At 30.1% G+C, this 14,724-nt stretch carries 12 protein-coding genes; 2 read left to right on the top strand and 10 right to left on the bottom strand.

From position 1 onward, the window contains the following. Window positions 1-13: 13 nt before the first annotated feature. The 6 genes from LJD34_RS16585 to LJD34_RS04025 are packed head-to-tail and all read right to left on the bottom strand — an operon-like array spanning window position 14 to window position 5,269. Entirely contained in the window at window positions 14-157 is a 144-nt protein-coding gene (locus tag LJD34_RS16585; protein ID WP_318532709.1) for a hypothetical protein, read from the bottom strand. Then, window positions 150-1,622, bottom strand: coding sequence for a glycoside hydrolase family 1 protein (locus tag LJD34_RS04045; RefSeq protein WP_147580160.1), 1,473 nt, complete (start codon window positions 1,620-1,622; stop codon window positions 150-152). Before LJD34_RS04045 ends, LJD34_RS16585 begins: the two co-directional genes overlap by 8 nt. A gap of 5 nt (window positions 1,623-1,627) precedes the next feature. Continuing rightward, window positions 1,628-2,827, bottom strand: a complete 1,200-nt coding sequence (locus LJD34_RS04040; protein WP_227359243.1) for a pyridoxal phosphate-dependent aminotransferase — start codon at window positions 2,825-2,827, stop codon at window positions 1,628-1,630. Window positions 2,828-2,883: 56 nt separating this feature from the next. Next, on the bottom strand, window positions 2,884-3,222 hold the full coding sequence (locus LJD34_RS04035; protein WP_032091060.1) for a PTS lactose/cellobiose transporter subunit IIA: 339 nt from the start codon (window positions 3,220-3,222) through the stop codon (window positions 2,884-2,886). A 26-nt stretch (window positions 3,223-3,248) separates the two neighbouring features. After that, window positions 3,249-4,865 (bottom strand): PTS transporter subunit EIIC, encoded by a 1,617-nt coding sequence (locus LJD34_RS04030; RefSeq protein WP_227359242.1) that lies wholly within the window; start codon window positions 4,863-4,865, stop codon window positions 3,249-3,251. A gap of 26 nt (window positions 4,866-4,891) precedes the next feature. Then, window positions 4,892-5,269 carry a RidA family protein gene (locus LJD34_RS04025; RefSeq protein WP_227359241.1) on the bottom strand — a complete coding sequence of 126 codons (378 nt, stop codon included), beginning with the start codon at window positions 5,267-5,269 and terminating at the stop codon, window positions 4,892-4,894. Between the two features lie 231 nt (window positions 5,270-5,500). On the opposite strand from LJD34_RS04025, the gene LJD34_RS04020 reads away from it, so the two are divergent. Then, complete coding sequence (locus LJD34_RS04020) at window positions 5,501-6,175, top strand: transcriptional regulator (RefSeq protein WP_032091063.1); 675 nt, start codon at window positions 5,501-5,503, stop codon at window positions 6,173-6,175. Between the two features lie 75 nt (window positions 6,176-6,250). Here LJD34_RS04020 and LJD34_RS04015 read toward each other — a convergent pair whose 3' ends face one another. Next, window positions 6,251-6,925 (bottom strand): ABC transporter ATP-binding protein, encoded by a 675-nt coding sequence (locus tag LJD34_RS04015; RefSeq protein WP_227359240.1) that lies wholly within the window; start codon window positions 6,923-6,925, stop codon window positions 6,251-6,253. 1 nt (window position 6,926) lies between these two features. Beyond that, a complete protein-coding gene (locus LJD34_RS04010) occupies window positions 6,927-8,360 on the bottom strand; it encodes an ABC transporter permease (protein WP_227359239.1) in 1,434 nt (477 codons plus the stop codon). 145 nt (window positions 8,361-8,505) lie between these two features. Here LJD34_RS04010 and feoB point away from each other — a divergent pair, with 145 nt between their 5' ends. After that, window positions 8,506-10,836, top strand: coding sequence for a ferrous iron transport protein B (gene feoB, locus LJD34_RS04005; RefSeq protein ID WP_227359238.1), 2,331 nt, complete (start codon window positions 8,506-8,508; stop codon window positions 10,834-10,836). Window positions 10,837-11,147: 311 nt separating this feature from the next. On the opposite strand, the gene LJD34_RS04000 is transcribed toward feoB, so the two are convergent. Then, on the bottom strand, window positions 11,148-13,172 hold the full coding sequence (locus LJD34_RS04000) for a glycogen synthase (protein ID WP_227359237.1): 2,025 nt from the start codon (window positions 13,170-13,172) through the stop codon (window positions 11,148-11,150). Between the two features lie 435 nt (window positions 13,173-13,607). Next, window positions 13,608-14,567, bottom strand: coding sequence for an HRDC domain-containing protein (locus LJD34_RS03995; protein ID WP_117864140.1), 960 nt, complete (start codon window positions 14,565-14,567; stop codon window positions 13,608-13,610). Between the last annotated feature and the right edge of the window lie 157 nt (window positions 14,568-14,724).

Here is a 14,724-nt window from a genome sequence, read left to right as displayed (position 1 = left end):
GTGCTGATCGATATTAATCATAATTATTTTCTAAATACTCTTGATATTCCATCATAGATTTTGCTTTATGCTTAGGAAAACCTTCAGTAACAATACGTGTAGGTTCTCCTAAAGTATGTGTTTCAATCGTCTTAAAACAAATTGCTTTTTTATTCATCAAAGACACACGCTCCATTCGATTCAATTAATTTTTTATAATAATAGAATGAGTCTTTTCTTTGTCTTTCTAACGTTCCATTTCCAGCATTATCCAAATCTACATAAATGAACCCATAACGTTTTTTCATTTCTCCTGTTGAAGCACTTACTAAATCAATAGGTCCCCACCAAGTATAACCAAATAAGTCTACACCATCATCAATCGCTTGTTTCATTGCTTTTGTATGTGCTTTTAAATATTCAATACGATAAGGATCATGAACTTTACCATCTTCACTCACTTCATCAATTGCACCCAATCCATTTTCTGCAATAAATAATGGTATATGATAACGTCCATAAATTTCATTTAATACCCAACGTAATCCATCAGGATCAAAAGCCCAACCCCATTCTGATTTTTTTAAATAGGGATTTGCAGCTCCTAAATTAAAGTTTCCTGAATCTGTATCAACTTTTTGATCTAAGCAATCTGTTCCAGAAGTATAGTAACTTAATGAATAAAAGTCCACAGTTCCTTCTTTGAGAATTTTTTTATCTTGTTCTGTGATTTCTAGTGTTACACCTTTTTCTTTTAAGAAGCTTTTTGTAAAGTAAGAGTATTCACCTCTTACTTGCACATCTCCACAATACCATAGTTTACGCATTGAGTTTTGTGCAGCTAAAATATTAATTGGATTACAAGAATATGGATAATGTGCATCCGATGCTATCATACAACCAATTTTATTTGATGGATCAATTTCATGTCCTGCTTTAACCACTAAAGCACTAGCTAAAAATTGGTTATGTAATGCCGCAAAACGTTTATTTTGTTTTTCTTTAGACATTGAATCATCACTTACATTATTAATATCAATTACCGTTGTTTGATTTGATAAGATACCTGCACCATAAACATCACCAAAGTAGTTCATTGTCATATTAATTTCATTAAATGTAATCCAATAATGAACTAAACCTTTATATTCATTAAATAAAGTTTTAGCATACTTAACATAAGCACCAATTGTATCTTTACATAACCAACCATCTTGTTTAATAGCTAATGCCATTGGTGTATCATGATGCATAATTGATACTAATGGTTCTATTCCATATTTGTGACATTCATTAAATACATCTCTATAAAAATCTAATCCCTTTTGATTTGGTTTTTCATCATCTCCATTTGGGAAAATTCTCGCCCATGAAACTGACATTCTATAGACTTTAAATCCCATTTCAGCAAATAATTTAATATCTTCTTTATAACGATGGTAATGATCAATACCTATTTTTGCAGGATAATAAACTCCTGATTCTTCTTTCATTGTTAATTTTCTAGGATTTCTACGTGTTCCTGCTGTTAATAAATCAGTTATCGCAAATCCTTTTCCATCTTCATTCCATGCTCCTTCACATTGGTAAGCTGCTGTTGCACCTCCCCATAAAAATCCTTTTGGGAATTCATTATTATTCATAATCATTATCCTTTCTGACTAACAAATTTTTCTACGCCAAATTTTAAACGATTTAATCCTTCATGTAATATTCCTTTACTTGTAGCTATACAAATTCGAACATGTCCTTCAGATTGATCACCAAAATAATTATGTCCTCCTGGAACAACTGAAAGCTTAACTTCTTTCTTTAAGAAATCAACTAATTCAACTGCTGTACAGTTTAAATCTTTAATATCTACATATAATAAATAAGTTGCTTTAGGTCTATATGCATGTAATTGAGGAATATTGTTATTAATAAAGTCTACCGCATAGTCTCTATTTTCTGTTAAATGTTTTATAAATTCTTTTCCCCAGTCTCTAGAATCATTCATTGCCGCAATGGCAGCTACTTGAGAAATTGAAGTTGCACCTCCTGCAGTAGACATAACATCACTTGCTTCTACCAATTTATTAAATGCATCATCATTTGTAGTATAAACACATCCCACTCTAAGACCTGCTAGTCCAAAACTTTTTGAGTAACCAAATACAGACATAACTCGGTGACATCGTTCATTTCCTAAACAATAAATACTTTCAAATTTTGCATCTGGATAAACAATATCTGACCAAATTTCATCATTCATAATATAAAGATCGTATTTTTCACAAAGTGACATAATATAATCTAATTCTTCTTTTGTATAAGTCAATCCATAAGGATTATGTGGATTACATAATCCTATCATTTTTGTTTTATCAGTAATACAACTTTCTAATTTAGAAAGATCCATTTTTCTATTTTTTTCATCAATTACACAAGAATAATATACTGGTGTTGCTCCTGCTGCTAAGCATGATTCTCTAAATAAAAAATCACAAGGATCAAAAACAATCATTTCATCTCCAGGTTTTAAAAATGCTTTTGCTACAATATACATTGCTCGTGCTGCGCTATCTACCGGTAATACATTTTTTGCTGGAATATTTTCATTCTTTAAATCTTTAACATAATTCGATAAAGCAATTTTAAAATCATCAAATCCTGTTTTTGGTGTGTATGAAAAATACCCATCAGAAATATAATCTAGCATTGCTTGTTTTACCATAGGTGGACAAGGAAAATCAGGATCTGCAGCTGTTAATGGAATAACTCCTTCCTCAACTTCTGCCCAACGCAAATTGTACGCTTTTCTTTTTAATACATCTAAATTTACATTTTCATCATCAAAAAATGACATATATTCATCTCCTATCTTCTAAATTTGGCAGGAATATATTCCTGCCAAATAAGTAATTATTTATTTTCTAATTTTTTAAATCTTTTATCAATAACTTCAAACAAATCAACTAAATGCATTGCTACATTTAATTCACTACTTGCACACATACATGTATCTTGTGCATGAGAGAATAATATTGAATATTCTAATTCTTCTCCACGAGATTCTGCTTGTAAAGCATCTGTTTGTACTTGATGAGCTTGTACAATAGCTTCATTTGCTTGCTTTAATAATTCTTTTGCATTTTCTATATCAAATGTATCCAAAGCTTTTAAAGCATCCATTGTTTTTTCTCTAGCATCTCCTGCATGTAAAATAATCTTCATTGCTGTTTGTGCGTGTTCTAAATTCATTTTATTCCCTCATTTCTACTCTAATTTTATTTTTTACTGTTTTCTTCTAAATATTGTTGTTTTTCGTAAACTTTAAAGAATGGTAACCAAATAAACCATGAAACGATAAACAATACGATTACTAAAACAACTCCAGCAAGACTTCCTGTTGTTAAATAACCTTGAATGATATTTGGTAAATACCACATTTGCATTGGTGCGCTAGGAACAGGCACTAATCCAATTCTCATAACTAAATACATGATGCTAGGAATGACAATTGAGTTTAAACATAATGGAATCATTAAAATTGGGTTCCAAACTACTGGTGCACCGAAAACAATTGGTTCATTAATATTGAAAATTGCTGGTAAAACACATACATTTCCAATAGCTTTTAAACGTTTTACTTTAGAACGCATACACATAATAACTAATGCTAATGTACATCCTTGACCACCGATATAAGTTAATCCCATAACTGTTTCCATTAAGTTAATATTTTGTGCAACGTGCCCTGCAGCTACAGCCGCCATATTAGCATCCATACCTTCCATCCAAATTGCCCATGCAATTGGGAATAAGATCCAAGTAAATCCAAATGAATATAAGAAACATGTAAAGAATGTAATCGCAATTAATCCTAACCAAGTTTGACCAAATGCTGAAATTGGAGAGAATAATCCACGAATAAATAATGGTAAATCAAATCCAGTATTCATGATAACTAAACCAATAACCAATGTAATTGTAACTGGAACAAGTGCATCCATCCAAGCCACAACCATATCAGGCATAACTGTATCTTTTTTAAACATTGAATGATTTGATGCTACATTGAAAATCCAAGCAGTAAATACTGCAGTAACAACAGCCGTCAACATACCTCCAGTACCAATTTTATCCATTACAAATGAAATATTACCATCTGCAATATTTGGTATAGTGATAATAAAGAATAATGCTAAACTTGATAACATAGCGGAAATTTTTAATTTTTCATTTCCCTTTTTTTCTAATACTTTCATTGGAACTAATATTGTTAAGAAAATAGCAATTAATCCAAATGAGAAAGTATTCAATTGTGAAATGTCTGGAATCCAGCTCAATGCTTTAAAATTTCTAAATACACCAACAATTGAAGATACCGATCCAATCATAATCATTGGTAAAATGCTCATGATTGATTGTTGAATTGCCATAATATAAACATTTTGTGTTAATTTATCTAACTTAGGTGCTAATGAATTTGTAATCCAACCCATAAAACCTTTTTGATTTTCAACATTTTTGTCAGCTTTAACTTCTTTTTTTTCTACTTCTTTTACTGGTTCTTTTTCTACTTCTTGTGGTTTAGCACCTTTTAAAACATCCATTGCTTGTTTTAAAGTTGCTGCACCATCAATAGCTCCATATGCATCTTTATCAATAAAAGCAAATGGAATATTATATTGTTCTAAATCTTTTGCTAAAGCATCTTTCTTATAAGCTAAGTGTGGTCCAAACATAATAATGTCTGTTCCTTTTAGATTATTTGTCATCTCAGCTTCGCTTCTTGCAATAACATCAATATCATCTAATCCTTGTTCTTTTGCGGCTTTACGCATAGCTTGAGCCATGAACCCACTCGAAGCACCGGCACCGCACATCAATAATATTTTCATATTTCTTCACCTATTTTCTTTCTTTATTATTTATGAGCAATTACTTCTACCTCACAAAGCACTTGTTTTGGAAGTTCTTTAACAGCCACACAAGATCTTGCTGGACACATTCCATTAAAATATTCACTATATACTTTATTGAAAGTCGCAAAATCATTCATATCTGCAATAAAGCATGCTGTCTTAACAACATCGCTTAATTTAAAACCAGCTTCTTCTAAAACAGCTTTAACATTTTCTAAAGACTGTTTAGCCTGTCCTTCAATATTATCAGATTCCACACATCCTGTTTTAGGATTAACTGGAATTTGTCCAGAAACAAATGCAAATTCACCAGCTATAATTCCTTGAGAATATGGCCCAATTGCTGCTGGGGCTTCTTTTGTTTTAATTTCACTATTCATTTTCTTAGCTCCTCTCTCTAATGAAATATTTTTCACAATTACATTGTAATATGTTATTTTATTTTAGTCAATAAACTTTCTTTAATTTTATAAACTATTTTTTACTATTTTATAAAATGGTAGCGCTTATTTTTAACTTAATTATATTAAACATATTTATTAAATGAAATATTTTTCATTATTTATTTTAAATTTATTTAATTTATGTTATAATAGGTATTGGAGGTAACTATGAAATTCAAAGAAATTCAACTTACATTAATCGATCAACAAATTTTAAAAAGTTACAGTACACTACTAGAAGGCTTAGAAAAATATTTAGGATATGGTTATGAAATTGTATTGCATAGCTTAGATAGTTATGAACACTCAGTCATAAATATAGTAAACGGTGAACATACTGGCCGTAAGATAGGGGCTCCTATTACAGACAAAGCGTTAGAAATGCTTAGTCGTTTAAAAGATAGCGGTGAATCAAGTGAAACTTACTTTTCTACAAACGCTAAAGGTGAACCATTAAAAAGTACTACTATTGCAATTCGTGGTGAAAATAATAGAATTATTGGATTATTATGTATGAACTATTATATGAATATTAGTTTAAACGATTTTATTCAATCTTATGTTCCTAAAAAACAAGAAGAAGTACAAATTAAATCTGTTACTGAAACTTTTGCAAGTAACGTAGATGAAATGATTTTATCTACTTTGGAATATGTAAAGAACGAAGTATACGAAGATTCTTCAATTTCATATTCTAATAAAAACAAGGCTATAATTTCTCAATTATATGATAGGGGTATTTTCCAAATAAAAGATTCTGTTCCAAAAATTGCAGACGAATTAAACATTTCAAAAAATACTGTATATTTACATTTGCGCAATTTATCGCCTCAAGGAAATTAATAAAAACACCTAAGATACTATTCTCTTAGGTGTTTTTATTAATTAAAATTTTTTAATCAATTTGGAAGCAAAGCTTTAACGTTTTGCTTCTATTTTTCCTTCTTTAATTTTTAAAGATACATCACACATCTTTGCTAGAGTAGGTGAATGGGTTACCAAAATAACACATTTATGATGAATATGTGCTAAATCCAAGAAAGTATTCATGATCTCTATTGAATTCTTTTCATCAAGGTTACCTGTGGGTTCATCACAAAGGATCAAATCGACTTCTCTTGCAATAGCACGTGCAATCGCAACTCTTTGCTGTTGTCCTCCAGATAGTTGTCGAATATCTCTTTTACATTCATCTTTGGAAAGTCCAAGTTGTTCAAGAATAGATAAACAATATTCTTTTTTATCTTTTCTTTTGATCCCTGCAATTTCTAAAGCAGACATAACATTTTCTAAAGCATTCATATAGTAAATGAGGTTATATGATTGAAAGACAATAGAGATATCTTCTCGACGATATTTATTTAAACCTATTTCTTGAATATCTTTTCCTTTGAATAAGACTTTTCCCTCATCTGGTTTATCTAAACCAGATGAAAGGGAAAGAGTTGTTGTTTTCCCACTTCCACTCGCACCAACAACAGCATATATTTTACCTTTTTCAAATGAATAAGAAACATGTTCTAAAATTTTATTTTTTTCTTTACCATCTTGATAACTATAGCTTACATTTTCTAATTCTAATAACTTTTCCATCTTAACCTTCCTTTCTAGATAAGATTTGTCTAGGTGTAAGTCTTAATACATAGGCTGCAGGTACAGCAATAGAAACAATACAGATTGCTGCTGTAACACCGGCAAGTTGAATGACATTTTCACCTGTAATTGAAACATCTAATTCTTGATTTGATGGTCCTTCCATCATATTTCCTAGGAAATTTTCTTTTGTTTGTGTATTATTTTTTTGTTGATTATCATTTGACTGATCACCTTTTTGATTCATTTGCATGACATTTGAAGAAGAACCACTTTCTAACATATTACCCATATAATGAGATGTTAATTGTCCTGTACCTAAAGAAAGCACAAAAGCAACTACTGCAATTAACCCTATTTCAATAAGTTGTTGAGCAATAATTTTAACTTTACTTTGTCCAAGTGATAAAAGAACACCAATTTCATAATATCTATTTCTAATTGTTAGAGCTAAAATTAAACAAAGAATTGCACTACCAGCAATCAATACGATCCATACAAACATCTTTGCGAATGATTGCATACTTTCAAGAGAAGAAGCATTTTGTTGATAAAGACGATCATTGGCATCTAATGAGAATGTATCAAAATCAATATCACTTTTCTTTTTCGCAAGTTCTACAAAAGCTTCTGCATTTTCTGGATCATCTAAATAATAAATTGCTGATGTAATGTTTTCACTACTTCCAGTAAGTGTTTGCCCAACTGATAAATCAGTATAAATCGTGTTTACTGGATTATTGAAATGGGCAGCACCAATTTCATTTGTTGATTGAATTTCATAAATACCTACAATTGTAAGTTCTTGAATAATTGTTTCATCATTAACTGTTGTTGTAATAGTAAAAGTATCACCAACACTTAAATCATTATCACTTGCAAGATTGGTTTCAATGACACAGTTATTTGTATTTGCATCATCACTTGTAAGCAAACGACCATCTGTTAAGGTATAATTACTGTTTGTAAATGAATCTAAATATTCCATTGTAGTATTAGCACTGATTGTAAAATCGCCTTGATTTGAAGCTTGTTCTGGTTGATCATTTGGTTTCTTTGTATCTTGTTGATTATTACTATTATCCGATTCATTTTCTACTGCTGAAATAGAATCACTATCAGCTGATGTAGATATTTGATAATTATAACTTTCTACATACTTTAAATTTTTTAAACTATCTGCCATGGTTGTTGTTAATGATGTCTCATTACTTACGGCTGCACCTGGTTCTCTATTTTTCATCATGTTTCTAAAATCAACAGAAAGAGTTACATCATTTCCTAAACTACTACGAATTTGATCCATTGATTTTTGTGTTGCTGATTGAATGGATAAACCAGCAATGACGAGATTGGTAATAACGACAATTATTACAAATAATAAAATCGTTTTTCCTATGTTTTTCTTTAAACTTAAAAGTGCGTTTTTTATCATACTTTCTACCTCCATCTTCAATATAAAGAAAAAGTATATCCATAAAATGGAATAATTATGTAAAAAAAAGGGGGATACATTATATATTTTATTGCTTTTCTTTTTATTTAAAGTTACCCTTATAAAGAAAGAGAAGGGATAAAATATGAAATTAGATAATTTGGCTATAGGAAAAAGTGCTGTAATTGTCTCTGTAGGAGGAACAGGAGCATTAAGACAACACTTTTTAGATATGGGACTTATCCAAGGTGTAGAAGTAACTGTGGTAAAATATGCACCAATGGGGGATCCTATTGAAATTAAAATACATGATTTTGAGCTTACTTTAAGGAAAGAAGATGCTCAAAAAATAGAAGTTAAAGAAATTACTAAAAAAGAAGAGTTAAAAAATGAAAACATTATTTTTAAAAATAAAAAACATCCAGGGTATGGTGAATCAAGTTACGATAAAATCAATAATCACCAAATCTATCATGAAAGTGATCTACTTACTTTTGCCTTAGTTGGTAATCAAAACTGTGGTAAAACAACTTTATTTAATCAACTAACTGGTTCTAATCAACATGTTGGTAATTTTCCAGGAGTCACTGTTGATCGTAAAGATGGTGTGATTAAAGGCTACAAAAATACCCTTATAACGGATCTACCAGGAATTTATTCAATGTCACCTTATAGTAGTGAAGAAATCGTGACTAGAAATTTCTTATTAAAAGAAAAACCAAAAGCAATCATTAATATTGTTGATGCAACAAATATTGAAAGAAATCTTTATTTAACAATGCAACTATTAGAACTCAATATGCCTATGGTTGTTGCTTTAAATATGATGGATGAAATGTCAGGAAATGGGGGAACCGTTCTTATTAATGAATTAGAAGCACATTTAGGAGTTCCTGTCGTTCCTATTTCTGCCGCTAAAGGAGAAGGTATTGATGAATTAGTCAGTCATGTTTTACATGTTGCTTATTATCAAGAAAAACCTCAATTTTTACAACATTTTGATAATCAAGCTCTTGATCGTTGTATTAATGCAATTGAACATCTTATTGAAGATCATGCAAAAAAAGCAAGAATTCCTTTACGTTTTGCAGCAAGTAAACTTGCAGAAAATGATTCTCTTTTATTAGAACAACTTGATTTAAGTCAAAATGAAAAGGAAATTTTAGAACACATTCGTAAACAACTTGAAGAAGAAAGTAGTTTTGATTGTTCAGCTGCTATTGCCAGTGATCGTTTTCATTCAATCATTAATATTTGTAGACAAACTGTGAAGAAACCTCATGAAAGTAAAGAAAGATTAAGAAGTCAGAAAATTGATCAATTTTTAACTGGAAAATATACAGGTATTCCCGCATTTATTGGAATTATGGGTATCGTTTTCTTTTTGACCTTTAATGTTATTGGTTCTTTTTTACAAGGCATCTTAGAAAATGGTGTATCTATTGTAACAAATTATGTTGATACTCTTCTAACCCAAGCACAAATCAATGTAGCTTTACATTCTTTGATTATTGATGGGATTTTTAATGGGGTAGGAACTGTTTTAAGTTTCTTACCAATTATTGTTACTTTATTTTTCTTCTTATCTATATTAGAAGATAGTGGTTATATGGCTCGTGTTGCTTTTATTATGGATAAACTCCTTAGAAAAATTGGTCTTTCAGGAAGAAGTATTGTTCCAATGTTGATTGGCTTTGGTTGTACTGTTCCTGGTGTTATGGCTAGTCGAACTCTTTCATCAAGAAGAGATCGACAAATGACAATTATTCTTACACCATTTATGTCATGTTCAGCAAAACTACCAATTTATGCTTTCTTTACCTCTGTCTTTTTTCCAGGCAAAGGTGCTTTGGTAATGATTTTCTTATATGTTTTTGGTATTTTAACAGGTATTATCTTTGCTTTGATTTTAAAAGGATCCCTTTTTAAAGGTGAACCTGTTCCTTTTGTCATGGAACTTCCAAACTACCGTATGCCAGGTGCTAAAAACGTCTGTCAATTATTATGGGAAAAAGCTAAAGATTTCTTACAACGCGCTTTTACTGTCATCTTTGTCGCAACCATCGTTATTTGGTTCTTACAAACATTTGATTTAAGATTTAATATTGTAACTGAATCTAAAGATAGTATTCTTGCTATTCTTGCAGGATATATTGCTCCAATCTTTAATCCATTAGGATTTGGTGACTGGCGCATTTCAACAGCCCTTATTTCAGGATTTATGGCAAAGGAAAGTGTTGTTTCGACATTATCTATTCTTTATGGTTCAACCCAATCATTGTTGATGTCACTTACAACACCAGCTGCTTTATCTTTACTTATTTTCTGTTTACTTTATACACCTTGTATTGCAGCGATTGCTGCAATCAAAAGAGAACTTAATGGTAAATGGGCATTGATTGTTGTCTTTGGACAATGCCTTATCGCCTGGCTTGCCTCTTTTGTTGTGTATCATTTGATTTTATTGGTATTTTAGTATTGTAACATCAGTTTTTTCATTGTAACAATTAGATTGTTACAATGAAATTTTTATTGTTACAACAAAAAAACAGATCCAAGGGAAGGGAAAAGATCTGCTTATTACTATTATCTATTATTATTTTTTAAAAAGGAAATTGATAATTAAGTTTTGAGTTTAAGTAAGTTCTTGTTCCTCCTTTCGGGTATTATCATAGATAAGTTTTATGAATTTTATTTAACTTTTTCATGTTTCTTTCTTGTTTGTTTTGTCAAAAATTATGGGATTTAAAAATGCAACGTTAAATAACATTGCATTTTTAAATTGCTTTAATATTTTGGTGTTAATTCTACATACATATCTTTGTATTGTTTTGCACTTTGTTGCCAAGAGACATCTTTATTCATATCGCGAACAACCATTTCATCCCAAGATTTTCTATTTTCAAAATAAAGTGTTTTAGCACGATTAATTGCATCATAAAGAAGTCCACTTTCATAACGATCAAAGGTAAAGCCATTACCTGTATTATCAAATAGATTATAAGGTTGAACAGTATCTTTAAGTCCACCTGTTTCTCTTACAATTGGGATAGAACCATATCTCATACTAATAAGTTGTGTAAGTCCACAAGGTTCAAATCTTGATGGTACTAATAATGCATCGCATCCTGCATAAATATTGTGAGCGACATTTTCATTGTAGGCAATATATGCACAGAAGTTTCCTTTATATTTATTTTCATAATAACGGAAAGCATCTTCATACATCGCATCCCCTGTACCTAAAACAACAACTTGTGTATGTTCATCCATAATACTTGGAATAACATCATTAACAAGATCAAGGCCTTTTTGATTTGTAAGACGCGAAATAAGTCCAATAACAATTTTATGATCATCAACTTCTAATCCTAAGGATTCTTGAAGTGCTTTTTTATTCGCTTTTTTATTCTTGATAACAGATTGGCTATCATATTGAGCAGCTAAAAGTTTATCTCTTGCTGGATTCCAAATATCTGTGTCAATACCATTAACAATTCCTAAAATCTTACTACTATGATATCTTAAATGTTCTTCAAGACCTTCACCATACTCTTCTGTTTGAATTTCTCCAGCATACGTATTACTTACTGTTGTTAATTTATTACAATAAGTGATACCACCTTTTAACATATTCGCATCTAACCAATTTTGTGTCATACAATCTTTATTGAAGACATAATCAGGAAGAGCTGACCAATATTGAATTGTTTTTCGATCATAGATACCTTGGAATCTTAAGTTATGAATTGTAAGAACAGCACCTGCACGTCCTACATTTGTATCTTTAAAGCTTGTTCTTAAATAAAGAGGAACTAAAGCTGCTTGCCAATCATGACAATGTACAATATCTGGTGTCCAATTTAAATAATTAAGTGCCGCAAGAGCTGCTTTACTAAAATAACAGAACTTAGGAATATCATCGATTAGATTCGTATATGGATTTCCCCATGAGAAGAATTCATCATTATCGATAAAATCATAAACAACACCATCTTCTTGATATTCCATAATACCTACATAATATTGTTTTCCATCTGCACATAGATCCATATAAAATGATCCTTTATATTCCATCTTTTCTTGGAACTTTTGAGGAATACATTTATATCTAGGAATAATAACTTTAACATCCATATTTAATTTAGCTAAACTCTTTGGAAGAGCTGACATAACATCCCCTAATCCACCCGTTTTTACAAATGGATAACATTCTGAACCAATAAAAGCAACACTTCTACGAGGTCCTAAATCAATTGGTTGTGATTTTTCAACAGGAACTTCTTGAATAACTTCTGTTGGTTTAGGCTCAACAGGTGTTTCACTTTTTACAGATTTTGGTTTAGCAGTAGTTGTTTTTTTTCTTGTAGCTGTTGTTGATTTAGCAGTTGTTGTCTTTTTAGTAGTTGCTTTCTTAGTAGAAGCTGTTTTTTTAGTTGATGTTGTTTTGGCAGCAACTTTTTCAGTTGTGGTTTCTGATTTTGCAGTAGCTGTCTTTTTACTTGTAGCTGTTGTTGATTTAGCAGCTGTAGCCTTTTTAGTAGTCGCTTTCTTAGCAGGCGCTGTTTTTACAGCTGGTGCTGATTCAGCAGCAACAACTTTTTCACTTGTTTCTTTTGGTTGAACAGTTGTCTTTGGTGTTGATTCAACAGTATCAACTTTTTTTGGTACTTCTACTGGTTTGACTTCAGTTACCTTTTCACTGGTAACTGGTGCCGATTTAACAACCGTATTGGCCTTTACACCCGTTGTTCTTTTTTTATTGGCTCTTGTTGTTCTTTTCTTACTTTTTTGAACTGTTTTTTTACTCATACTTTCTTCTCCCATCTTTAAAATAATATCATGTTTAAAACTCTAACTTCATCATTTTTTCTTATTAACATCTCCTATTATAGTCATTAGAATTTGCGATTTTTGTATCTTTTTAAAACTTTATTCATACAAAAATTATTTCATTTTAATTTACTTTTATATTCAAAATGTTCTTTTATTTATTGTACCATAATCAATGAATGTTGTTTATATATTCTGCACAAAAAAACAGATTCAAAAGGGAGGGAAGAATCTGTTTTTTATCTATTATTATCTTTTTTAAAAAGGGAAGTTTATAATTAAGTTTTGTTTAAGTAAGTTCTTGTTCCTCCTTTCGTGTATTATCATAAAGAAGAAATATGAACTTTATTTAACTTTTTGATGTTTTCTCTTTGGTTGTTTTGTCAAAAATTATGGGATTAAAAAAGAAGTTCATTACAAACTTCTTATTATGTCTAAAATATCTTCTCCATACCAATCACATTTCTTTGGTCCAAATCCTTTTATTGCAAGGAGTTCTTCTATTGTTGTTGGTTTATAAGCAATGATTTCATTTAAAGTAATATCATTAAATATATAATAAGGTGGTAAATTCTTTTCTTGAGCTTTATTCATACGATATTTTTTTAAAGACTCAATTAATTGATCATCATTATTAGCTTCTATACTTTCAAATGTATTTTCTTCTTGAATTGGTGGTATTTCTTGTTTTTGATGATACGATAAAAGTCCATCTGCCATAGCAATCATATCTTTTTGATTTCTAAAAGCACTTTGTTCATGTTTCTTTATATAATCTATAAGCTGGTCTGCTTTAATGACTTTTTCTTTTATTTCTTTAGGAGCATAACGGCTTTTTAAGATAGACTTTGGATTAGCAAGGACAACAAGTGATTTAAAACCACTTGAAAAGGTCTTATCATAAAGAAATTTCATTACTGATCCTTTATCCTTTTCACGTAACATTTTATATAACTCTAAATGTCTTTGATTTTGTGTTATGGGTGAATAAATACCTTCTTTAATTATTTTTCCATTATAAGTGTACTCTCTTGTAAAATTTCCCATAGAATCGATCATGATTGTCCCTATAAGATTTTTACATTCAATAAAATAAACCATTGATGGCGTAATAATAATGTAATCAATTTGTGCACTTAAATCATGATCTACCATATAAATATCATGTAAAACATACATTGGAAAATGGCTATTCTTTAATTCAAATAAAATATTCTCTTCTCCTTCAATACCATACTGAATAAGTCTTGCTTTCTTTTCTAATTCTTTACTTGTATGTGTTTTTAAATATTCTTGTATTTGATTTAGTTCATTTATTGCCTTATTACTTCCTTTATAAATAACAGGTTCTTTTAATTTATCTTTAAATAACATAGATTTGTACCTCTCTCTATCTACCTTATCATTTTCATTATATAGAAACAACAAAAAACAGATTCAAAAGGGAGGGGGAGAATCTGTTTTTTTATCTATTATTATCTTTTTTAAAAAGGGAAGTTTATAATTAAGTTTTGTTTAAGTAAGTTCTTGT

This window comes from Faecalibacillus sp. MSK20_93 (genome assembly GCF_020589945.1).
GTDB lineage: Bacteria > Bacillota_I > Bacilli_A > Erysipelotrichales > Coprobacillaceae > Faecalibacillus > Faecalibacillus intestinalis.
The sequence above is the reverse complement of the archived record's forward strand: the minus strand, read 5'-3'. Positions and strand labels throughout refer to the sequence as shown.

Excerpts from the sequence above, each read along its gene's own strand:
- LJD34_RS16585 (WP_318532709.1), bottom strand. The coding sequence starts at position 157 with ATGAATAAAAAAGCAATTTGTTTTAAGACGATTGAAACACATACTTTA.
- LJD34_RS04045 (WP_147580160.1), bottom strand. The coding sequence starts at position 1,622 with ATGAATAATAATGAATTCCCAAAAGGATTTTTATGGGGAGGTGCAACA.
- LJD34_RS04040 (WP_227359243.1), bottom strand. The coding sequence starts at position 2,827 with ATGTCATTTTTTGATGATGAAAATGTAAATTTAGATGTATTAAAAAGA.
- LJD34_RS04035 (WP_032091060.1), bottom strand. The coding sequence starts at position 3,222 with ATGAATTTAGAACACGCACAAACAGCAATGAAGATTATTTTACATGCA.
- LJD34_RS04030 (WP_227359242.1), bottom strand. The coding sequence starts at position 4,865 with ATGAAAATATTATTGATGTGCGGTGCCGGTGCTTCGAGTGGGTTCATG.
- LJD34_RS04025 (WP_227359241.1), bottom strand. The coding sequence starts at position 5,269 with ATGAATAGTGAAATTAAAACAAAAGAAGCCCCAGCAGCAATTGGGCCA.
- LJD34_RS04020 (WP_032091063.1), top strand. The coding sequence starts at position 5,501 with ATGAAATTCAAAGAAATTCAACTTACATTAATCGATCAACAAATTTTA.
- LJD34_RS04015 (WP_227359240.1), bottom strand. The coding sequence starts at position 6,925 with ATGGAAAAGTTATTAGAATTAGAAAATGTAAGCTATAGTTATCAAGAT.
- LJD34_RS04010 (WP_227359239.1), bottom strand. The coding sequence starts at position 8,360 with ATGATAAAAAACGCACTTTTAAGTTTAAAGAAAAACATAGGAAAAACG.
- feoB (WP_227359238.1), top strand. The coding sequence starts at position 8,506 with ATGAAATTAGATAATTTGGCTATAGGAAAAAGTGCTGTAATTGTCTCT.
- LJD34_RS04000 (WP_227359237.1), bottom strand. The coding sequence starts at position 13,172 with ATGAGTAAAAAAACAGTTCAAAAAAGTAAGAAAAGAACAACAAGAGCC.
- LJD34_RS03995 (WP_117864140.1), bottom strand. The coding sequence starts at position 14,567 with ATGTTATTTAAAGATAAATTAAAAGAACCTGTTATTTATAAAGGAAGT.